The following is a 21,751-nucleotide window of genomic DNA, read 5'->3' as shown; positions in this document are numbered from 1 at the left end:
GTGCCATGAATTCCTTCGAGATCGGTCGCGACCTCACTTCCATCACCATGGGCATCGATGCCTATGAGCGCCGCCAGCCGGCAGACAGCAGCCTTCTGGGCGGCGAAGGCCTGGTGCCGATCTACCTGGGCGCCGACACTGTTTCGGCGCGCCAATACGACAATGTCGACGCGATCAAGACCGATCTCGATACGGTAGCCGCAGAGGCCGCCAAGCTCGAAGCGGGCCCGCGCAAGGTCTTTCTCGAAGGCATGATCCGTTCGGTCCGCACCGCCACCAAGATGCTGGCCGGCGCAAGCCCCAGCTTTGAGGAAAAGGTCACCCAACTCGTGGGCGCCCCTGCCGGGCGTGAGGACGAAGCGGTCATCGAAGATGCCCTCGCCAAACTCGACGCGGTTCTCAAGCGCTCCGGCTTCGTCAATGGCTCGCTCGGCGAGCGCGTCGCGGCCTGGGAAGAAGCACGCGCCGTGCCTGCAGAGCAGGTGGAGACGGTGTTCCGCGAACTGATGGCGCAGGCCAAGGCCAAGACCGACGCCATGATCTTCGACACTGGCGATTATGACATGGTGCTCAACCCGGTCCGCGGCATGTTCTACACCGCCCGCTGCTCCTTCAACGAAGGCAAGATGGACCTCAATTTTGACCTGAGCTTCACCCGCGCTGCGCTGAAGCACCTGGTCTGCCACGAAGTCTATCCTGGTCACTCGACCCAGCTGCTTTCGACCAAGGCTGCCGTCGCTGCCGGCGAAGCGCCCGCGGACGCGCTCCTCATCACCACCGACGCCATCACTGGCTGCGTTCAGGAAGGCATTGGCGACCAGGGCGTACACCTGATCGATTTCGTCGAAGACGACGATGACGCGATCCACATCGAGCTGCGCCGTGTCCGTTCTGCCGCCCAGACCAGCGCCGCCTGGATGCTGATGGTCGATGGCGTACCGCGCGAAGACGTCGCCAATTACCTCCGCACCACCGCCATGGGCCAGGAAGCCTGGGTACAGGGGCGCCTGCGCATGGCCGCCCACCCGTTCCGCGGTCCCTTCATCTCCTCCTATTGGGCGGGCAACGAGATCGTCCGCAAGGTGCGCGAGCGCGTGACCGACGCGAGCGCCCAGCCTTCATCAAGGCACTCTACTCCTATGCGAACTCGCCCGAGAGCCTTTCGATGTTCCCCCAGGTCGCCAACTAAGAAGGTTCAGGCCAATGAAGTTCACCATTATCGGTGCCGGCGCCATTGGCGGTCTGGCCGGCGCCTACATGACCAAAGCCGGCCATGACGTGCTGCTCGTCGATCGCTGGAAAGAACATGTCGATGCCCTTAACGCCAACGGCATGACCATCGACGGCGTCCGCGGCGATCTCAACGTCAAGGTCAAGGCTGCGACCCCAGATCAGCTTTCGGGCGATCTCGGCGTCGTGCTGATCGCGACCAAGTCGCAGCACACGCTCGAGGCCCTGAAGCAAATCGTGCCGCTGTTGAAAGCGGACAGCGCCGTCGTTTCCTACCAGAACGGCTTCAACGAGCCCGACATGGTGGCGCTGCTCGACGAAGCCGGCCTGCCGGGCAAGGACATCGTGATCGGCTCTATTCCCAACTATGGCGGTGCGCTGGTTGATCCCGGATACATCGAATTCGTCCACGAAGGCCCCATCCAGCTCGGTGAACTCAGCGGCGAGATGACGCCGCGGCTCAAGGAGATCGGCGATGCGCTCTCGGCCCTGACCGAGGTTCAGTATTCGGACCGTATCTGGGGTCAGATCTGGGCCAAGGAAGTTTACTCCGCCCAAGTCGTCTTCTCTGCGCTGGCGGATGCCAAGATTCGCGACACGCTTGGCGTCGAGCGCTATGCCCGCCTCGCCGGTGCCGTAGTTAAGGAAGCCCTCGAAATCGCCGATGCCAACAACATCGACATCCAGGCCTTCGACTTCTTCGATCCAGCTAATTATCGCGTGAAGACGGCCGAGGACACCAAGAAACTCCTCGCCAATATCGACCACGCCATCTGGCTCCTCAAGAAGGACCAGGACAACAAGCCGACCCACAATTTCAAGAAGAAGGGTTCGGGTATCTGGTGGGATATCGTTTATCGCAAGCGCCCGTCCGAGACCCGCGCCTTTGCCGGTAAGCTCATCGAGTTTGGCAAGAAGGCCGGTGCCGATACCCGTCTCAACGAGAAGATGGTCGGCATGATCTACGAGATCGAAGACGGCAAGCGCCAGCTCGGCTTCCACAACTATGATGAACTTGAAGCCTATGCGGCCGAGATCGGAAAGACCCTGCCATGAGCACTAAACTAGGCGTCGGCCTTATTGGCGCGCATACCTGGGCCGACAAGGCGCACCTTCCCGGCTACAAGGCGCATGAACGCGTCGACCTGATCGCCGTCTGCGATCTCGATCCCGATCGCGCCAAGGCCATGGGTGAGAAGTACGGGGCGAGGAAAGTCTATACCGACCCAGAAAAGCTCATCGCCGATCCGGACGTGCAGATGGTCGACGTCTGCACCCCGACCCACACGCACCTGCCGCTGAGCCTTCTTGCCATCGAAGGCGGCAAGCATGTGCTCTCTGAGAAGCCGCTCCACACTGAAGCCGCGCCGGCATTCGATGCGGCCGCCAAGGCCGATGCCAAGGGCGTCCGCACCAAGCTCGGCTTCACCTTCCGCTATTCGCCCGCCGTCCGTCAGATCAAGAAGTGGATCGATGACGGCACGCTGGGCGAAGTCTTCCACATCCACGGCTTTGAGCAGAATTCACAGTGGCTCGACCCGCAGGAGCCGCTACGCCAGATTACTCCGGGCGTCGACCGCAATTCTCTGATCCCGGCCTCCATCGTCGGCTATGGCTCGCATCTGATCGACTTGATGCGCTGGCTCGGCGGCGAATTCGGCTCCGTCGCCTCGACCATGAAGAATTTTATCCCCGAGCGTATCGTCCGCGGTGAAGTCGGGCTGCAGAAGATCAAGGTCGAAGACGGCGCTGTCGCGCTGGTCGAATATGCCAACGGCGCGCAGGGTCTCCTCCAGACTTCCTATGTGGCCGTGGGCAATTATCCCGGCGTCGAAATTCGCGTCTATGGCTCGAAGGGCGCCGCCGTTGCCCGGCTGATCTCTGAGTTCGGCACCGCCGAAACCCTCAAGATCGCAAAGGCCGAAGCCGTCGAGTTCATCCCCTACGATGTCGGCCCCGAAGCCCTGCCGCCGGGCACGACGCTCAATACGCCTTGGCCCGAACTCTATTATCGCAATCTCGTCCGTCATTTCGTCGATGAAATCCTCGAGGACCGCCCGCAGGAATGCACCTTCTTCGACGGCGCCAAGAGCCAGGAAATTGTTGATGCGATTATCAAGGCGCATTTCGAGCGCCGCTGGGTCGACCTGCCGGGCAGACACGCATGACGGTTTCTTACGATCCGGCGCTGGTCGACGACTTCCTCGCCCATCACTGGCGCTTCCGTCCGGTCGATGCGACCTTCATGGGCGACAAGGCCCATGATAGCGAATTGCCGCCGGCCGGGCCCGAAACGCTCAATGAAGAGATTGCCGAGATCGACGATCTTCTCGTCCGCTTGGAAGCAAGCGAAGAACCACAGGACCTGGGCGACCGGCTCGACCGGCGCATGATGCTGGCCGAACTTCGGATGCAGCGGCTTGCAGCCGGAACACGGCCACGGCTCCATAACCCCGCCTGGTATTCGGGAGAAGCGGCGTTCTCCATCATTTCACTTCTGCTGCCGCAATCCATGCCGATCCGTCACGCGGCGCTGATCGCGCGGCTAAACGGCATCGGCACTTTCCTCCGCGCGGCCATCGAATGCCTCGACAGCGTGCCGGCCACCCAAGGCTGGGTCAAGCGCGCGCAAAAGGAAGCAACGGCCATGGCCGGTTTCCTGCGCACCGACATAAAGCTGCACGAAGAATTTGCCGACGACTGGGCCGAGCCCGCGCGCCAGGCTGCCGACGCCTTCGAAGCCTTCGCTGCCGCACTCGACACCCAGCCCGATGCCGATCCGGCGTGTGGCGAGGCCTATCTTACCCAGCTTATGGCCGAAATTCACGGCCTCCCCATGTCTCCACGCGAAGCCGTCGACATGGCAGAAGCTGCCTACAAGCGGATGGCCGACGAGATGGCCGAGATGGCGCGCGCCATCGACCCCAGCCGTTCGGCGGCGGAGATCATCGCCGGACTTGCCGACATCCACCCGTCGGACGCCGAAGAGGTTTTCGACAGCTACATGGAGTGGGATGTCCGCGCTATCGCCCAGGGCGCCGCGCTCGTCACTCCGGCGCAGGAATACGACCTCGACTATCGCTGGATGGCGCCGTGCTTCCGCAAGATCAGCCAGCCGCTCTATTTCCTGTTCTATCGCTCGCCCCCGGCCTCAATCCCGACGCCGGCAGCGTTTATTGGGTTACCCCGCCCGGCGATGATGAGTGTGCGTTTTTGCGCGCCAACAACACCGCCATGGTCAAGACCATCCATGCCGTGCACCACGGCAGCATCGGCCATCACACGCAAAACACCCGCGCCCGTGCGGCGAAGTCGCGTCTGGCGCGTATCGCCGGCACCGATTGCGCCCTGGGTCTAGCCTTTCTCGGCTCAGGCACGCTGATCGAAGGCTGGGCCTGCTATGTCGAAGACCTGCTGATGGAAGTTCCGGGCTTCTACACCCCAGCCGAAATCCTGCTCCTTAAGCAATTCGAGCGCCGCAATGCCGCAAGTGTTCTTGTCGACATAAAGCTGCATTTAGGCGACTGGAGCCTCGAGGAAGCCATGGCTTTTTACCGCGAGGCCGGCTTTGCCGCTGCCCGCGTCGAGGGCGAAGTGGTCCGAAATTCCATGCTGCCGGGCTCGCGCCTCATGTATTGGCTGGGCGTCGAGGGCATCAAGAGCTTGCGCCAGCGCTGGAAGGGCGACACGCTCGATTTCCACGATCACCTCCTGAGCTACGGCCATATGCCGCTCGCCTGGATCGCCGAGGAAATGGAAAGGGCAGGGCACCTTAACCCATGACGGATCAGACCAACCCGCTGCTCGACATCCGCGGCCTCGTCACTGAGTTCTCGACCGAAACCGGCATCGTCCGTGCGGTCAAGGGCGTCGACTTGACCATTGGTCAGGGCGAAACCGTCGCCCTGGTGGGCGAAAGCGGTTCGGGCAAATCCGTCACCAGTCTTTCGGTCATGCGCCTCATCCAGAAGGGCGTCGGCGCCATCACGGGCGGCGAAATGCTGTTTCGTACCCGCTCGGGCCAGGTGGTCGATCTCGTCAAGCAGCCGGAAGGCGCCATGCGCGCCATTCGCGGCAACGAAATCGGCATGATCTTCCAGGAGCCGATGACTTCGCTCAATCCGACCCAGAAGGTCGGCGCTCAAATCGCCGAAGCGGCGCGCCTCCATCAAAACCTGACCCGCAAGCAGGCCTGGGCGCGCGCCATCGAAATGCTGGCGCTGGTCGAAATCCCCGATCCCGCTCGCCGTGCCGAAGTTTATCCGCACCAGATGTCCGGCGGCATGCGCCAGCGCGTCATGATCGCCATGGCGCTGGCCTGCAATCCGGCGCTCCTGATCGCCGACGAGCCGACCACGGCGCTTGATGTGACGGTGCAGTTGCAGATCCTCGAACTCATGCGGCGCCTGCAGCGCGAGATCGGCATGGGCATCCTGTTCATTACCCACAATCTGGGCGTCGTCGCCGAAGTCGCCGATCGGGTCGCTGTCATGTATGGCGGCCGCATCGTTGAAACTGCACCGGTACGCGAGCTCTTCGCCCGCCCAAGCCACCCCTATACGCGCGGTCTTCTCGATAGCCTTCCCGTGATCGATCATGCCGCCCGCGCATCAGGCCAGGAACTGCGGCTCCGCGCCATTCCCGGCAGCGTGGTCGATCCACGCAATCCGCCTCAGGGCTGCGACTTCAACCCGCGCTGCGCCTGGGTGATCCCAGAATGCCGCGCCGCCGTGCCCGCCCTCCTGCCGGTCGTTCCCGAACATCGGGCCCGCTGCATCCGCTGGAACGAAGTCCATGGCTGAGCCGCTCCTCGTCGTCGAAGACCTCAAGGTCCATTATCCGATCGGCAAGACGCTCTTTAAGGAAGGCGCAACGCTGCGCGCGCTCGATGGCGTGTCCTTCACCGTCGGCAAGGGCGAGGTTGTTGGCCTCGTCGGCGAGTCGGGGTCCGGAAAGACGACGCTTGGCCGCGCCGTGCTGCGGCTGGTCGAGCCGACCTCGGGCAAGGTGCAACTCGATGGTGAAGAGGTCACGACGCTCTCGGCGGGTGATCTCAAGGCCTTGCGCAGCAAGATGCAGATCATCTTCCAGGACCCATATGCCAGCTTGAACCCGCGCATGAGCGTCGGCCAGACGCTGGGCGAGGCGCTGATGCTGCACAAGATCGGCACGCGCAGGGACCGCGAACAGCGCGTGGGCGATCTTTTGGAAAAGGTCGGGTTGCCGCGCAGTGCCGCTGCGCGGTTCCCGCATGAGTTTTCCGGTGGGCAACGCCAGCGCATCGGGATCGCCCGGGCACTTGCGGTGAATCCGCATTCATTGTTGCCGACGAGCCGGTTTCGGCGCTCGACGTCTCGATCCAGGCCCAGATCATCAATCTGCTGCAGGATCTGCGGCGCGAACTGGGCCTGTCGCTGCTTTTCATCGGGCATGATCTGTCGGTCATCGAATTTCTCTGCGACCGCGTCATCGTGCTCTATCTCGGTCGGGTCATGGAAATGGGGACGGCTGCCGAGCTCTACTCGAACCCGCGCCATCCCTATACGCGTGCTTTGCTCGATGCGGCGCCGGTGCCGGATCCAACGGTGCGGCGCGAGCGCATCACGCTCAAGGGCGATTTGCCCAGCCCTATCAACCCGCCCTCTGGCTGCGTCTTCCGCACGCGTTGCCCCTACGCCATTGACGCCTGCGCCGAGGTCGTGCCGCCGCTCGAGACCTTTGAAAGCGGGCATCGTGCCGCTTGCATTCGCAGCCACGAACTGGACCTGCGCAAGCCGCTGGCCTAGGCCCGCCTGATCAAATCGCGAGCACTGTGGATAAGCACGCGCCAGACCCGGCGCGTGCTTTGTTGTTTTGCGGCCAAATTCCAGATTGCATGATCTCAAGTGCTGGGAATTTGAATTTTTTCGGCCATTGCATGATCCAAGCTGGACACATCATGCTCCTGTCATGAAACGTTTATTCATTGCCTCGCGCGGAAATCCTGAACAACTGGCCCAACTTTTCCGTGCAGAGCTGCCGGATTTCGAGGTCCTGACCGAGCAGCCCAAGGCGGGCGATGCCGACGTGCCATTCATCGTCGTCGGCCGTCCGCTGCCCGGCGTCATCCGCGCTGTCCCGGGCCTGAAGCTCGTCCTAAGCCTCAATGCCGGCATCGAGCATCTGCTCGCCAGCGGCGAAGTGCCGGACGAACTACCGATCGTCCGCCTCGTGGATGAGGGCTTAGCGCTTGGCATGGCCGAGTGGGTGTTGGCGCAGGCGCTCGCCTGGCACCGCAATCTCTTCCTCTACACCGAGCTTCAGGCCAAGGGTGAGTGGTCTCCGAAGGCAGAAAAGCTTGCCAACGAGCGGACGGTCACCGTGCTGGGCGCCGGTGCGCTGGGTCGGCCGGTTGCGGAGCATTTCGTGCGCTTCGGCTTCAACACGCGCGTCTGGGCGCGTTCCAAGCACGATGTCGAGGGTGCGAAGACCTTTGCCGGCAAGGATCAACTGCTGGACGCTGCACGCGGCGCCGACATTCTGGTCAACCTCTTGCCGCTGACGGCCGAAACGGCAGACGTTGTCGATGCCAAGCTGCTCGACGTGCTGAACGACGGCGCCTTCTTCATCAACGGCGCGCGTGGTGGTCACGTTGTCGATGCCGACCTGATCGCGGCTTTGGACAGCGGCAAGCTCAGCGGCGCGGCGCTCGATGTCTTTCGCACCGAGCCGCTGCCGGCCGAAGACCCGCTTTGGCGTCACCCCAAGGTCCGGCTGTCGCCGCATGTGGCGGCGCCAACCCACCAGCATATGGCGGTCAAGGAGATGGCCGCGAACATCCGACGCTTCGAGAACGGCGAGCCGGTGCGCAACGTCGTCGATCGCAATCTGGGCTATTGAACAAGACCGGAAAACCGGCGTGTGCGACTAAGTATAAGATCAAGGAAGGGACGAAAATGAACACTAAACTCTCACGCCGCGTCGTGCTTCAAGGCATGCTTGCCGGTACTGCAGCACTCTCCACAATGCGCGCTTTCCCCGCTTGGGCCCAGGCCCCGGCGGTACGCTGATCGTTGGTCTCACCTATGAGATCGACACCATGAACCCGTACTCGACCGGTTTCCTCGGCGACGCCCAGGCTGCCGTGATCGAGGGGCTCATCGCGCCGGACAAGGACGCCAACTATGTCCCCGTTCTCGCCACCGAAGTGCCGACCGTTGAAAATGGCGGCATCGTCGTGTCCGAGGACGGCAAGACCATGCAGATCACTTATAAGCTGCGCGAAGGCGTCAAGTGGCACGACGGCGAACCCTTCACCGCGGCTGACGTGAAGTACACGTGGGAAGCGGTCAAGGACCCGGCCTTCATCGCCGAGTCCAAGGATGGCTCCTCGGAAGTCGAAAGCATCGATATCCCGGACGACTACACCGTCATTGTCAACTATAACACCATTGCGCCGACCTTCGCCGCAACGCTGTTCACCTTCGGCATCATGCCCAAGCACCTACTCGAGGGCACCGACCTCAACACCTCGTCCTATAACGAAACCCCTGTTGGTACCGGCCCGTTCAAGGTCAACGAGTTCGTGCGCGGCCAGTATGTCGAGACCGTTCGCAACGACGATTACTGGCGCACCGCCGAGAACGGCGACAAGCTGCCCTACCTCGATAGCATCATCTTCAAGATGATCCCCGATACCAATACCCTGATCACCCAACTCAAGTCGGGCGAAGTGACCATGGTGGTTTCGACCCCCTATAGCCAGGCAAACCAGGTTCAGGGCATCGAGGGGATCGAAATCATTCAAGGTCCCCAGCTCAGCTGGCAGCACCTCGACTTCAACTTCAAGCGCCCCTCGCTGGCCGACCTCAATGTGCGCAAGGCCATTGCCATGGGCATCGATCGCGAAGTCATCATTCGCGCGCAGGGCGGCTTCCCCAAGGCAATCAAGTCGCCGGTCGTGCCAGTGTTCGACTTCTATGACGACAGCGTTCCGGTGCTGGCTTACGATGTCGACGCCGCCAACGCCTTGCTGGACGAGTCCGGCTATGCCCTGGGCAGCGACGGTATTCGCGAAAAGGACGGCGAGCGCCTGAGCTATGCCTTCATGGTGCAGTCCGGCCGCGCCGACGACGAGCTGGCCCAGCAGGTGATCATCGCCCAGCTCAAGGCCATCGGTATCGAAGCGACCGCCAACAACCAGACCGGCGTCGCCTATCGCGAAGCCCGCTACAACGGCGGCTACGACCTGATCTATGGCCGCTGGATCACCTCGGCAAACCCGGTCTATCATGATTTCTGGGGCACGGGCGGCGCCAACAATGGCCAGTCCTATTCCAATCCGGAACTGGATGCCGCAATGGCCGAATTCGAGAACACGCTGGACCCTGAAGAACGCAAGGTCGCGGCCTCCAAGTTCCAGGCCATCCTGGCGGAAGACCTGCCCACGATCTCGCTGGTTAACAACGTTGCCTTGATCGCCAAAACGACCAAGCTCAAGAACTTCGTGCCGAACCCTACGAACATGACCAACTTCGTCGATACCGCTGCCTGGTATATGGAAGGCTAAGACCTTTCCTTAGAACGCCGCCCGGAGAGTTCCTGCCGGGCGGCGTATCTGTTTTTCTAACGTGCCCATCAACCCGGAGGCGGCATGAGTCTAGGTTACGTGCTGCGACGACTGCTGAGCGCCATCCCTCTGCTGCTGGGTATTTCGGTCATTCTGTTCGCCATCATTCATCTGGCGCCGGGTGGCCCCCTCGACATGTACACCGAAAATCCGGCGGTCAGTAAGGAAGCGCTGGCGCAGATCGCTGCCGCCTATGGTCTCGATCAGCCCGTACCGGTTCAATATGTGCTTTGGCTCAAGTCCATGGTTTTGGGCGACTGGGGCTACTCGATCCGCACCGGAAGACCGGTGCTGAGCGAAATCGTTCTGCGACTTGGACCGACGCTCGAGCTGGGCGGATTGGCGCTGCTGATTTCGCTTCTGCTGGCGATCCCATTGGGCATCATCAGCGCATCGCGCCGCGGATCGAAGCTGGATTCTAGCCTGACCCTGGCCTCGTTTGCCGGCATTTCCATTCCGGTTTTCTGGCTGGCCCTGTTGCTGCAATTGCTGTTCTCGGTCCAGCTCGGCTGGCTTCCGTCGGCAGGCTACAAGTCGATCGGCGGCGGCGACTTCATGGACCGGCTCAGCCACATCGTCATGCCGGCCGCGGTGCTCTCGCTCGCGACGATTGCAAGCTGGAGCCGCTTCATACGATCCGGCATGATCGATGTCCTCAACCAGGATTATATCCGCACCGCTTACGCCAAAGGCCGGTCGGAGCGCGGCGTCGTCATTTTGCACGCCTTGCGCAATGCTTTGATTCCTGCCGTCACCGTCATTGCCGTCGACTTTGCGACGGTGATTTCCGGCGCGGTCATCACCGAAACGGTTTTTGCCTGGCCCGGCATCGGCAGGCTGTTCATGGAAAGCATGGACGGACGAGACTACCCAATGCTCATGGGCCTCATGATGATGGGTTCGCTTGGCATCATCCTTGCCAATATTATCGCCGACCTCGCCTATGCGTCGCTCGATCCAAGGATCCGTTATGGCTGATATCAGTGCGCCCGCCATTTCTGCCAGACCGCCCCAGAGCTACGGCCGGCGCGTCGTCAAACGCTTCCTGAGGCACAGGGGCGCCGTCTTTGGCCTCGTCTTCCTGTTGCTCCTGGCGCTAACGGTCATTCTCGGACCGTTCTTCTCGCCCTACACCTATGATGGGCAGGACTTCATGTTGATCGGCTCGCCAGGGCCGATGACGGCACAGCATTGGCTCGGCACCGATGAACTTGGCCGCGATATGATGACCCGCCTGATGCATGGCGGGCGGGTATCTCTTGCAGTCGGCCTCGCAGGCGCGATCATTGCCACCATCGCCGGCACTCTGGTTGGCGCCTTGTCCGGCTTTTACCGAGGCTGGACTGATACGATCCTGATGCGGGCGACCGACGTGATGCTGTCCATCCCGACGTTGCCGCTTGTTCTGTTGCTGTCCGGTCTCTTCCGGCCAAGCCCGCCGCTCCTCGTTGCCATCGTCGGCATGCTGATCTGGATGGGGACGGCGCGCCTCGTGCGAAGCCAGTTCCTGGCTTTGCGCGAACGCGAATTCGTCGAGGCCGCGCGCGCCTTGGGGGCAGGGGGCGCGCGGCTGATGTTCCGCCATATTCTTCCCAACGCCATCGGTCCGATCACCGTTTCGGCGACATTGGCGGTCGGTAGCGCCATCATGCTGGAGTCAGCCCTTTCCTTTTTGGGTTTCGGTATCCAGCCGCCGGTTCCCACCTGGGGCAACCTCCTCAACAGCGCCAGTTCCTGGCTGAGCGTTGCGCCCTGGCTCGCTATCCCGCCCGGTCTCCTTATCCTCTTCACCGTGCTGGCGGTCAACTTCCTAGGCGACGGATTGCGTGACGCCATGGAGCCTCGGGAGTAAGCATGCGCCCGCTTGAGAGCTATATCGCCGACCAGGGACCAAAACCCCTGGCCGAGGGCCGCGCCGTGGCCAGTACGGGTAATCCGATAGTTACCGAAACTGCCATCCGCATTCTGGCCGACGGCGGCAATGCTGCTGATGCGGCCATCGCGGCGGCGCTGGTGCAAGCCGTGGTCGAGCCACATCTGACCAGCCATGCCGGCATGGTGTCTTGCCTTTATTGGGATGGCGCCAAGGGCGAAGCCCAGCAACTCAACGCCCTGGGCACACTGGCACCCGACATGCCGCCGTTTCGCCCCATTAACGGGGTGGGAGGCTGGGCCCGCGAGGGGGCTCCGGGCCCGCAAGCTGCCATTCCCGGCTTCATGCCCGGACTTGCGGCGCTGCATGATCGCTATGGCAGCAAAAGCTGGGCCGAGCTTTGCGCGCCGGCAGTGGAATGGGCGGAGAGCGGCCACGCCGTGTCCTCGTTCGAGTATGGTGTCAACGTTTTTGCCGCCCCGTTCTGCACCTATTTCGAGTCCGGCCGCGCCGTCTTCATGCCCAATGGCTATCTGACGCCAGTGGGGCAGGTGGTACGCAACCCGGCCGTTGCCGTGACCATGAAGCGGCTTGCAGAAGAGGGGCCGGATTATTTTACGACCGGTGGCTGGGCCAAGGCTTTTGTAGCTGCTGGCAACGAACTCGGCTGGCCGGTGCGCCTCGACCACCTCACGGCCAATCCGCCGCGCTGGCAGACGCCGCTGCGCTTTAGCCATCGCGGCCACGAGATCGTCGGCCTGGCTCCGCCCGAGCGGCAAGGTGCCTTTTGCGCGATGGTGCTGGGCATTCTCGATCATGCCGGCATCAGCCAGATGGAGCCCTTTGGCGCCGACTATGTCTTTACCATGGCCCATGCGCTGCGGCTCGCCGAACAGGCCTGCGGCTTCATGCATGATCCGGTGGTGGGGGCGACGCCGCGGCGGTGTTGATGGATCCGGCCTATCACGCGAGCCAGGCCAGGCTCATCGCGGCCAGCAAACCGCATGTCGACCTGACCGAGCATGTGCGCCTGACCCGTGGCCACGCGGCGCTCGCCGCCAGCGGCTGGAACAGCGCCAGCCGCAAGCCGCCCGTCGGCTCCTGCGAAATCTCGATTGTCGATGCCCAGGGCAACTGGATCCAGATGATGAACACCATCCAGTCCGGCGGCATTCCGGGCATGGCAGTGGACGGCGTCTTCATGATGGGCTCGCATGAGCAGACATCGATGAGTGCGCATTTTTCGAACTTCCGCGTGCCGGGCGCCCGCATGCGCAACATCTTGGGCAATACCTTTGTGCTCAACAACGGTGCGCCCTGGCTGGCCCTCGGCACGCCGGGCAATGTCTATGCCACGGTGGCGCAGATGCTCGTCCACATCCTCGATTTCGGCATGGACCCACAGTCGGCATCCGACGCGCCGCGCATGCTGCCGCTCGAGGATGACTACACCCTCCATGTCGAGAGCCGCTTGTCGGCCAAGACGGTGACCGAGCTCACATCCATGGGTCTGCTGCTCGGACCCATGCCGCAATGGGACTGGAACCAGGGATCGTTCCAGATGAGTTGGCGGGACGGAGAGCGCTTGCTGGCCAGCGCGGATTTCCGCCGAACCGGGATGGCGGCCGCTCTGGCGTAGATCGGGGCATGTCCTTCGCTGAAGCGCCAACGTAATGATCTTCTCCACGAAAAGCGCAAGCCAGATGGATGCCCACGTTTTGCGCAAGACAAACTTATCCTCAGCCGGGAGGGGTGTGAGATAATGAAAGCTTGTGAAGCTGGTTGACATTGGCTGTGTCTGCGGTAACGTTCCCACAAAGCTGGAGGAGGATCCGGCTATAGGGAAGAGCCATGGGACAAAGCCGCAATCGTCGGCCCACCATTATCGATGTTGCCGAGCGCGCTGGTGTGTCGAAGAGCACTGCTGCGCGGGCACTTGCGGGTTCGTCCAATATCACCGAGGAAACGCGGGAGCGCGTGGTCAAGGCGGCCGAGGCCGTTGGATACGAGCGCAATCACCTTGCGGTGGGAATGCGATCGGGCCGCAGCGGCATGCTGGGGCTGGTCATTCCGGATATTACCAATCCGTTCTGGGCCGATGTGGCGCGCGGCGCGCAGGATCGGGCGGCGCGGGCAGGGGCATCGCTGCTGGTCTTCTCGTCCGATTGGGATCCCGAGGCGGAAGCAGCGCATCTGCGCACGCTGCGCCGGGCACGCGTCGACGGCGCCATCGTTAATCCGGTTTCGGACAGTTTTGACGACCTCGACCGGTTTGGCCTGCCATGCCTGTTCATCGGGTCGAGCGCTGAGCGTTTTCCTGACATTTCAAGTGTCGGTTCGGATATTGCCCAGGCGGTGCGCCTGGGCCTGGATCATCTTGTCGCCAAGGGGCACCGGGCGCCGGCCTTGATCCTCGGGCCGAAGTCTCGCCTTGCCCGAGCGCGATTTCTGCGTGCCGTGCACGAACATTGCGTCGAGCGCGATATCGACCCGGCCATCATGCCGATCGAGGACGGGGAATATACGGTCGAGGGCGGGCGCGAGGCCATGAAACGCCTGCTTGACCAGCCACGCGTCGGGCATCTCGCGGTGTTTGCCGCCAATGACATGATGGCGCTTGGCGCCATGATGGCGGTGCGCGACGCCGGGCTTGATTGCCCGCGCGATGTCTCGGTTCTGGGCTTTGACGGCATTCCGTCGGGCGAGTTCGCCTGGCCGGGGCTGACGACCGTCGCCAAGCCTGGTCGCGCCATCGGGGAGCGGGCGGTCGAGGGTCTCTTCGACGAAATCGAACACAAGCCGGAACATCGGCGCATCTACATGCCATGCCGCCTCTTAGAGCGGGGATCACTCGCCGACCTGTCGAGCATGGCGCCCAAGCGAGCGGCTGGGGCAGGGAGGAATTAGGCATGGTTGCCAAGGACGGGCAAAAGGTCGCTGACGTGCTCTCGGATGGGAACGTTCCCGGGAGCCTGGAGGTCTTGCGTGAACGGGTCCTGAACAAACGTTCAGGAGCTGCATCCGTACAAGACTGGCGTGCCAAGTTGCGCCAGTGGTGGCCCTACTACGCGATGATGGCGCCGGGCCTCCTCTTCTTCTTCATCTGGCACTATGTCCCGATATGGGAAGCCAAGATGGCTTTCGAGCAGGTGCGCATCATCCCGCCCAATATCTGGGTCGGGCTCAAGAACTTCCAGCAGCTCTTCGCCTCGCCGATCTTCTATCAGGTGCTGGCAAACACGCTGATCATCTCGGCGATGAAGATCGCCTTCGTCTTTCCCGTGCCGATCATCGTCGCGCTGCTGCTGAACGAAATTCGCAACGGCAAGCTGCGTGGCACCATCCAGTCAGCGATCTACCTGCCGCACTTCTTGTCGTGGGTGGTGATCGCCGGCGTCTTTATCGCGATTTTGTCGCCGACCGATGGCGCGGTCGGGCAGATCCAGCAGGCCATGGGTTTCGGCGCGCCGAGCAATTACCTCACCAATCCCGCCTCGATCCGCTGGGTCTTGGTGATCTCCGAAATCTGGAGGTCTGCCGGCTGGGACAGCTTGCTTTATCTGGCCGCGATCTTTGCCATCGATCCGCAGCTCTACGAAGCTGCCGAAATCGACGGCGCCAATCGCTGGCAGAAGATCTGGCACGTCACCATTCCCGGCATTGTGCCGACCATCGCGACCCTGTTCATTCTCAACATGGGCCTGTTCCTGAGCGCCGACCTTAATCAGGTCATCAACTTTCAGAACGACGTCAACGCCTCGACGATCGACATCCTCGACACCTATGTCTACCGACTCGGTCTTTCGACAGGCGAATATGCGCTGGCGACGGCAGCGGGGCTCTTTAAGGCCGTGATCGGCATGGTCCTGATCGTCACCTCGCATCTCGTCAGCAAGCGCCTGACCGGAAAGGGAGTGTGGTAATGGCCAGCCAGTCCCGCCGCACGCCGCTCGAACGGATCGAATACATCCTCATCGTTTCGACCCTGCTGTTGCTGGTGGTCTTCACTTTGCAGCCACTGCTCAACCTTTTGGCGTTGTCGTTCACAGAACCAAGCCGCGTCGCCGGGTTCTCCGGATTGTCGATCATTCCGGACGGGTTCTCGCTCGAAGTCTGGTCGCTGTTGCTGCAGCACCCGAATGTGCAGCGCGGCCTCTTCAACTCGATCTGGATGACGGCGACCAGCGTGACGATTGGTGTCCTGGGCACCGCGCTCATGGCCTGGGGCCTGTCGCGGCCGGGCCTCCCGGGCCGGCGCTTGATCTTCATCGCCGTACTGGTGACCATCGTTTTCGAACCGGGCATTATCCCGGATTATTTCTTGATGAAGCGGCTGGGCCTGCTCAATACGCCTTGGGCCGTGATCATGTATAAGGTAATTAGCGCCTGGTACCTGATCATCCTCGTGCGCTTTTTCGAGGAAATCCCCAAGGAGCTTCTGGAAGCGGCAGAGCTCGACGGCGCCAACCCGTTCCAGACCTTTTTCCTGGTCGTGCTGCCGCTGGCCAGGTCCGCTCTCGCCACCATCGCGCTCTTCTATCTCGTGCTGCACTGGAACGAGTTCTTCCGGTCCATGATCTACCTCAACGACCAGACCAAGTGGCCGCTCCAGGTAGTGCTGCGCCAATTCGTTATCGAGGGCGACCGCGTGGCGATCGTCGGCGCCGCCAATGCCAGCGGCAATATCGGCGCTGCCCAGATCAACATCCGCGCTCTGAAAGCCGGAATGATCTTCATCACCATCCTGCCCATCCTGGCGATCTACCCGCTGATCCTGAAATTCTTCACCAAGGGGACGATGTCAGGGGCGCTCAAGGGATGAGGGATGGTCGCGCCAAGAGCCCCCACCCGGCCTCCCCGTAAGGCGGGGGAGGAGTGGTCCGGTGGGAGGCGCTAGGCGTGCCACAGACGCCGAGCTGCCTCCTCCCCTTCTGCAGGGGGAGGTTGGGTGGGGGCCACCATCCAGAAAGAATTCCGTGCAAGCGGTGTGACTAAGAAACGGAGGAGACGAACAATGACTTTCAAGAAACTGCTTCTGGCCACGACGGCCGTGGCCATGTTGGGGGCGAGCATTGTCCCGGCCATGGCGCAGACGACGTTGCGCTTGGTCAGCAAGGATCTGCTGACCACCAACCCCGATGACGTGCGGCTGATCGAGGAGATCGAAGCGGGGCTCAAGGCCAAGGGCCACGACATCGACATCCAGACCATCGACTTGCCCAGCGGCACGGCTGCCTATGCCGATGCACTCGGCGTCATGCTGTTGTCGGGCGATATTCCGGACGTAATCTACTTCCAGGGCGGCGACCAGAAGATGGCCGAACAGGGCATCCTGGAAGACCTGACGCCCTGGATCGAAGGCTCCGAGAACATCAAGGCCGCGCTTTGGCCGCACAATGTCGAGCGCCTCGCCAACTACCCATACCTGCTCTACATCTACCCGCCGCGCGGGCCGCAACCGGTGATCCGTCAGGATTGGCTGGATGAACTCGGCCTCGAAGCCCCGACCACGGTCGAGGAATACGAAGCCCTGTTCCAGGCCATCCACGATGCCGATCTCGATGGCGATGGTACGCCGGGCAACACGCTGGGCCTGACCGGCTTCGGCAATACGAGCGAACTCGACTCCATCTTCAACCAGGCGTTCGGCGTCACTGGCACCTGGATGAAGAATGCCGAAGGGCAGTGGGTCAATTCGCGCGTCACCGACGCTGAAAAGGCCAAGATCGAGTTCTATGCGCGTCTGGCCGAAAAAGGCCTGTTCGACAAGGAATTCGTCACCAACACCTTCGACGTCAAGGAAGACAAGTTCTACACCGGCAAGGCCGGGGTGATTTTCGGCTCCTCGCCCGAAGTCATCGACATTTATGCCGGCAAAATGCGCCAGGCCCATCCTGGCGAAGAGATCGAACTGGCCGTGCTGCCGGCTCCGACCGGCCCCGGCGGGCAGGGTCTGGCTGCGGTCGACGTTTCCAAAGAGTCGCGTGGCTGGGCCATTTCCTCGCTTTCCGAAAACAAGGAAGCGGCCGTGGCGCTGCTCGACTTCATGGCGTCCAAGGAAGGCCAGGACCTCGAACGTCTGGGCTTTGCCGATGTGCACCACACGGTCGGCGCAGATGGCGCGGTGACTTTCACCGACCAGATTTCGACCTGGTATGCGCGCTTCTTCAACGCCGCCAACTGGACCCCGCCGACCCCGCTGCTGTCGCCCACGGCGCAGACTGCGCTCGACAACATCAAGAACGGCTTTGTCGCCGACAATGCCTTCGTCTGGCCGGCCGAATATGCCGCCGAAGTCGATGCCGCCGAGCAGGTCTATCGCTCCTGGGTCGCCCGCTTCGTGACGGGTGAGGCCACCCTCGACCAGTGGCAGCAATTCGTCGACGAGTACAACCCGCGGGCGGTGCACGCATGGCGGAGTATGCGGCGACGGTGTTGGGCAGCTAGCTCCGCAACAACGAGAGCGACTCCTCCCCCTCCTTAAGGGGGAGGCTGGGTGGGGGTTCTTCGCCTTCCGCAACCTCCCAACACGTGGAGGCGCCAGCACCCCCACCCCGACCCTCCCCTGAAGAAGGGGGAGGAGTCGACTGAAACGTCAGTGACTGACAGATAAATTGAAAGACCAGTGCCGATGACCCCAACCCTCCAGTCTCGCATTCGCGGCATGTTGCATGGCATTGCGCTGGGTGATGCGCTTGGGGCGCCGGTGGAGAAGCTGTCGGCTGCGCAGATTCGCGAGCGCTATGGGCGGGTGACGTCGGTGATGACGCGCTGGCACAAGATGGACCTGCCGGCGGCCGAGCGGAACCATCGCATTCGCGGCGACGGCATCGTCACCGACGATACGCTGATGACGCTGGCGCTGATGGATATTTATGCCGAGACCGGACGGCATCTCGATGCTTGGGACATGGCCGATGGCATGGTGCGCCAGATCGCCTGGACGCCGCGCTGGGTGCCTGAGCTCGACCGCGAGGCCATGCTGATCGACCGCTTGTTCTATCCCGAAAAATGGATTTTCCAGCGCCACCAGCTTAGCAATTGCGACCCCCGACAGGGCGGCATCGGCAATATGGTGAACTGCGGAGCGGCCATGTATATCGCGCCGATCGGCGTGGTGAATGCTGCAGATCCTCGCGCGGCCTATGACGAGGCCATCGCTTTCGCCGCCGGGCATCAGGAAAGCTACGGGCTCGAGGCCGCCGGGGTTATGGCTGCAGCTGTCGCAGCAGCTTTCGTACCCAACACCACTGTCGACGCGATCGTCGACACCGTTCTGGCCTTGGCCAAGGACGGCACCCATGCCGCAATCGCCGACATCGCCGAAACGGCCCGACGCCTGCGCGGGCAGCGCGATGACAATCAAGCGGTGTACAAGGCCTTCCACGAAGTGATCGGCCGTTATTCGGTAATGGGCGACGACGTCAATCATCGCTCTGACAAGGCAGGCCGACTGTCCGACGCCTACCGCCCGAGCCGGTTGATGGCGATCGAAGAACTGCCGCTGGCCTTGGGCTTCTGCCTGCTGAACGACGGCGATTTCCGCACGAGCATCGTCGATGGCATAAATTCGGGCCGCGACACGGACTCGATCGGCGTCATGGCCGGCGCAATCCTTGGCGCCATGCATGGCGAGGCCGTGATCGACAGCGAGGACGCGGCGCAGATCGACCGGGCCAACCGGATGGCTCTGCAAGCTTCAGCGGACGCCTTCGCGGATGTTGCGAGAAAAATCATCGCCGCCGATCGGGCGGCATCGGAGGCGCGCTGGGTGGCCAGGGCGGAACTGGGTTTGGCCTGATGCTCCTCCAAGACCTCTTGGTGAGCCTGTCGAACCACGAGGCCGCTTGCACCGCAACTGCCACGACCTCCTGCTTCGACAGGCTCAGCATGAGGTCTACTGAAATTATTGCCTCGAAAGACGACGATGCTCTCTGAAATTCAAATCCTCGAAAAGATCTATGCCGGCTTTATCGGCAAGGCCATTGGCGTGCGTCTCGGCGCCCCGGTGGAGCCAACTATCTGGAGCTATGAGCGCATCCAGAAGACCTATGGCGAGGTGACCCAGTACCTGCGCGACTTCAAGAATTTCGCCGCGGACGACGACACCAATGGGCCCGTCTATTTCATTCGTGCGCTGCGGGACTATGGCCTGGGCGCGACGGCCGAGGACGTCGGCGAGACCTGGCTCAACTACGCTGCCGAAGAGCATGGCATGTATTGGTGGGGTGGCTTTGGCGTATCGACCGAGCACACCGCCTATCGAAACCTGCGCGCCGGCATTCCGGCGCCGCAATCCGGATCCATCGCGCAGAACGGCACGACGGTTGCCGAGCAGATCGGTGGGCAGATTTTCATCGACTCGTGGGGTTGGGTGAACCCGGGCAATCCGCAACGGGCCGCCGACATGTCGGCCATGGCCGCATCGGTTGCACATGACGGCGACGGGCTCAACGGCGCCCGCTTCTGCGCCGCAGCGATCGCGGCAGCCTTCGAGGCGACCAGCATCGATGAAATCGTCGAGACGGCGATGGCGACGGTTGATGCCAATTCGACCTATGCACGGGTTTGCCGGGCCGTCATCGACTTCCACAGGGCCAATCCCGACGACTGGCGCGCCTGCCGCGACATGCTGACGGCGGATTGGGGCTATGATCGCTATCCCGGCGTCTGCCACATCATTCCCAATGCCGGGGTGACCATCATGGCCATCCTCTACGGCAAGGGCGACCTGCCACGCACGGCCGAGATTGCCACCATGGCGGGCTGGGACACCGACTGCAATGCCGGCAATGCCGCAGCGATCGTCGCGACCTTCCAGGGGCTCGACGAGGGCTGGGGCAAGTATCGGAAACCCATCAACGATTTTCTTGTCGCCTCGGGCATCGTTGGCACCATCAACATCGTCGATATCCCGAGCTTTGCGCGCGAGCTGACCGTTTTTGCGCTGCAGCTGGCCGGGCGAGAGGTTCCCGCGCTCTGGCTCGAAGATTTCACTCGCCGCGGGCTACGTTTCGACTTCGACCTGCCGGGTTCGACGCATGGCTTCCGCACCGAGGGCTTCAACCAGATTTCGCTGCGCCATTCTGGCGAACGGCATGCGGAGGGTTCGCGCGGCTCGCTCGAAATTCAGCTCGACCGGCTCGAACGCGGGCAGGGTGGGCGTGTGTTCTGGAAGCCCTTCTACCGCCGCAGCGATTTCGACGACGAACGTTATCGCCCGATGTTCTCGCCGGTGGTGGATGCGGGGCAGACCGTCAGCTTCAAGCTCTGGCTCGATCCCTGGAACGGCGACGGCAACCTGCGCGTGGCGCCTTACGTGCGGCGCACGATGAGCGGCGCCATCGAGGAGACGGGTGCATGGGACGTGCCCTCGGCGGAAGGCTGGCAGGACTATAGCTTCGTCGTGCCGGAGGGCGTCGAGGCGATCGACGAGATCGGGATCTCGATCGAATATTTCGGGCGGCTGAAGTTTTTGGCCGGCTGTTCCTTGCCGATTTCCGGGTCGAGGGGGCGGGACACACCGTCATCGAGCCGGAAACCGAGGTGCAGGAATGGGGCGCGATTTCTCGTTTCACCTTCAATCGCGGTCACTGGACCAAGAGCTTTGGCCGCATCCAGGGCCATACGGCGACCGACGCCGACATGTGGACCGGGCACTATTATGCCCGCGACGTCGTGGTGAAAGCCGATGTGCAGCGGCTGTCGGGTGCGTCGCAACTGGTGACGGCGCGGGTGCAGGGCACCGGGCGGTTCTATGCGGCGGGCTTTGACGGGGACGAGGTGGTGATCCTCAAGGAGGATTTTGGCTCGACGGTCCTTGCCCGCGCTCCGTTCAAGCCGGAGATCGGGCGCAGCTACGAGTTTGCGCTCACGGCGAAAGGCGACCAGCTGGGCTTTGCGGTCGACGGGCAGGAGCTGCTGACGGCGACCGATAGCGACTACGAATACGGCATGGCCGGCATTCGGCTCGGCGCGATCGGACGGCTGAGCATGGGCCGGTTCGAGATCATCGAAACGGCATAACGGGAGGAGACCAG

General features: G+C 62.4%; 18 protein-coding genes and 2 pseudogenes. All 20 read left to right on the top strand.

What is annotated here, in order from left to right; genetic code table 11:
- Positions 1 to 5: 5 nt before the first annotated feature.
- The 20 genes and pseudogenes from G5575_RS17520 (at position 6) to G5575_RS20790 (ending at position 21,737) form a co-directional block, all read left to right on the top strand.
- Positions 6 to 1,277, top strand: a complete 1,272-nt coding sequence (locus G5575_RS17520; protein ID WP_207633245.1) for a hypothetical protein — start codon at positions 6 to 8, stop codon at positions 1,275 to 1,277.
- On the top strand, positions 1,204 to 2,286 hold the full coding sequence (locus G5575_RS17515; protein WP_164535450.1) for a ketopantoate reductase family protein: 1,083 nt from the start codon (positions 1,204 to 1,206) through the stop codon (positions 2,284 to 2,286). Before G5575_RS17520 ends, G5575_RS17515 begins: the two co-directional genes overlap by 74 nt.
- Positions 2,283 to 3,398, top strand: a complete 1,116-nt coding sequence (locus tag G5575_RS17510) for a Gfo/Idh/MocA family protein (RefSeq protein ID WP_164535449.1) — start codon at positions 2,283 to 2,285, stop codon at positions 3,396 to 3,398. The genes G5575_RS17515 and G5575_RS17510 overlap by 4 nt, the downstream gene beginning before the upstream one ends.
- Positions 3,395 to 4,369 (top strand): annotated as a pseudogene (locus G5575_RS20800) (DUF885 family protein); the annotation flags it as partial. The gene G5575_RS17510 and the pseudogene G5575_RS20800, both read left to right, overlap by 4 nt.
- Entirely contained in the window at positions 4,324 to 5,013 is a 690-nt protein-coding gene (locus G5575_RS19625; RefSeq protein ID WP_207633244.1) for a DUF885 family protein, read from the top strand. The pseudogene G5575_RS20800 and the gene G5575_RS19625, both read left to right, overlap by 46 nt.
- Positions 5,010 to 6,032, top strand: coding sequence for an ABC transporter ATP-binding protein (locus tag G5575_RS17500; protein ID WP_164535448.1), 1,023 nt, complete (start codon positions 5,010 to 5,012; stop codon positions 6,030 to 6,032). The genes G5575_RS19625 and G5575_RS17500 overlap by 4 nt, the downstream gene beginning before the upstream one ends.
- Positions 6,025 to 7,016: pseudogene (locus tag G5575_RS17495) on the top strand (ABC transporter ATP-binding protein). Before G5575_RS17500 ends, G5575_RS17495 begins: the two are co-directional and overlap by 8 nt.
- A 163-nt stretch (positions 7,017 to 7,179) precedes the next feature.
- Positions 7,180 to 8,109, top strand: a complete 930-nt coding sequence (locus tag G5575_RS17490; protein WP_164535447.1) for a 2-hydroxyacid dehydrogenase — start codon at positions 7,180 to 7,182, stop codon at positions 8,107 to 8,109.
- A 142-nt stretch (positions 8,110 to 8,251) separates the two neighbouring features.
- Positions 8,252 to 9,778, top strand: coding sequence for a peptide ABC transporter substrate-binding protein (locus tag G5575_RS17485; RefSeq protein ID WP_207633243.1), 1,527 nt, complete (start codon positions 8,252 to 8,254; stop codon positions 9,776 to 9,778).
- A gap of 84 nt (positions 9,779 to 9,862) precedes the next feature.
- Positions 9,863 to 10,816: an ABC transporter permease gene (locus G5575_RS17480; protein WP_164535446.1), complete on the top strand. Its 954-nt coding sequence runs from the start codon at positions 9,863 to 9,865 to the stop codon at positions 10,814 to 10,816.
- A complete protein-coding gene (locus tag G5575_RS17475; protein WP_164535445.1) occupies positions 10,809 to 11,690 on the top strand; it encodes an ABC transporter permease in 882 nt (293 codons plus the stop codon). Before G5575_RS17480 ends, G5575_RS17475 begins: the two co-directional genes overlap by 8 nt.
- A gap of 2 nt (positions 11,691 to 11,692) precedes the next feature.
- On the top strand, positions 11,693 to 12,661 hold the full coding sequence (locus G5575_RS21310; protein ID WP_207633241.1) for a gamma-glutamyltransferase: 969 nt from the start codon (positions 11,693 to 11,695) through the stop codon (positions 12,659 to 12,661).
- Positions 12,661 to 13,350 carry a gamma-glutamyltransferase gene (locus tag G5575_RS21305; protein ID WP_207633240.1) on the top strand — a complete coding sequence of 230 codons (690 nt, stop codon included), beginning with the start codon at positions 12,661 to 12,663 and terminating at the stop codon, positions 13,348 to 13,350. The genes G5575_RS21310 and G5575_RS21305 overlap by 1 nt, the downstream gene beginning before the upstream one ends.
- A 212-nt stretch (positions 13,351 to 13,562) precedes the next feature.
- Entirely contained in the window at positions 13,563 to 14,618 is a 1,056-nt protein-coding gene (locus G5575_RS17465) for a LacI family DNA-binding transcriptional regulator (protein WP_164535444.1), read from the top strand.
- Positions 14,619 to 14,755: 137 nt separating this feature from the next.
- Entirely contained in the window at positions 14,756 to 15,634 is an 879-nt protein-coding gene (locus G5575_RS17460; protein ID WP_235936124.1) for an ABC transporter permease, read from the top strand.
- Positions 15,634 to 16,533: a carbohydrate ABC transporter permease gene (locus G5575_RS17455; RefSeq protein WP_164535442.1), complete on the top strand. Its 900-nt coding sequence runs from the start codon at positions 15,634 to 15,636 to the stop codon at positions 16,531 to 16,533. Before G5575_RS17460 ends, G5575_RS17455 begins: the two co-directional genes overlap by 1 nt.
- 192 nt (positions 16,534 to 16,725) lie before the next feature.
- Complete coding sequence (locus G5575_RS17450) at positions 16,726 to 18,195, top strand: extracellular solute-binding protein (protein ID WP_164535441.1); 1,470 nt, start codon at positions 16,726 to 16,728, stop codon at positions 18,193 to 18,195.
- Between the two features lie 147 nt (positions 18,196 to 18,342).
- Positions 18,343 to 19,512: an ADP-ribosylglycohydrolase family protein gene (locus G5575_RS17445; protein ID WP_164535440.1), complete on the top strand. Its 1,170-nt coding sequence runs from the start codon at positions 18,343 to 18,345 to the stop codon at positions 19,510 to 19,512.
- Positions 19,513 to 19,638: 126 nt separating this feature from the next.
- On the top strand, positions 19,639 to 21,396 hold the full coding sequence (locus G5575_RS17440) for an ADP-ribosylglycohydrolase family protein (RefSeq protein ID WP_235936123.1): 1,758 nt from the start codon (positions 19,639 to 19,641) through the stop codon (positions 21,394 to 21,396).
- Positions 21,357 to 21,737, top strand: coding sequence for a hypothetical protein (locus G5575_RS20790; RefSeq protein ID WP_235936122.1), 381 nt, complete (start codon positions 21,357 to 21,359; stop codon positions 21,735 to 21,737). Before G5575_RS17440 ends, G5575_RS20790 begins: the two co-directional genes overlap by 40 nt.
- Positions 21,738 to 21,751 lie beyond the last annotated feature (14 nt).

It is taken from the genome of Devosia aurantiaca (assembly GCF_011058215.1).
Lineage (GTDB): Bacteria > Pseudomonadota > Alphaproteobacteria > Rhizobiales > Devosiaceae > Devosia > Devosia aurantiaca.
This window is presented reverse-complemented; position numbering and strand designations above follow the sequence as displayed.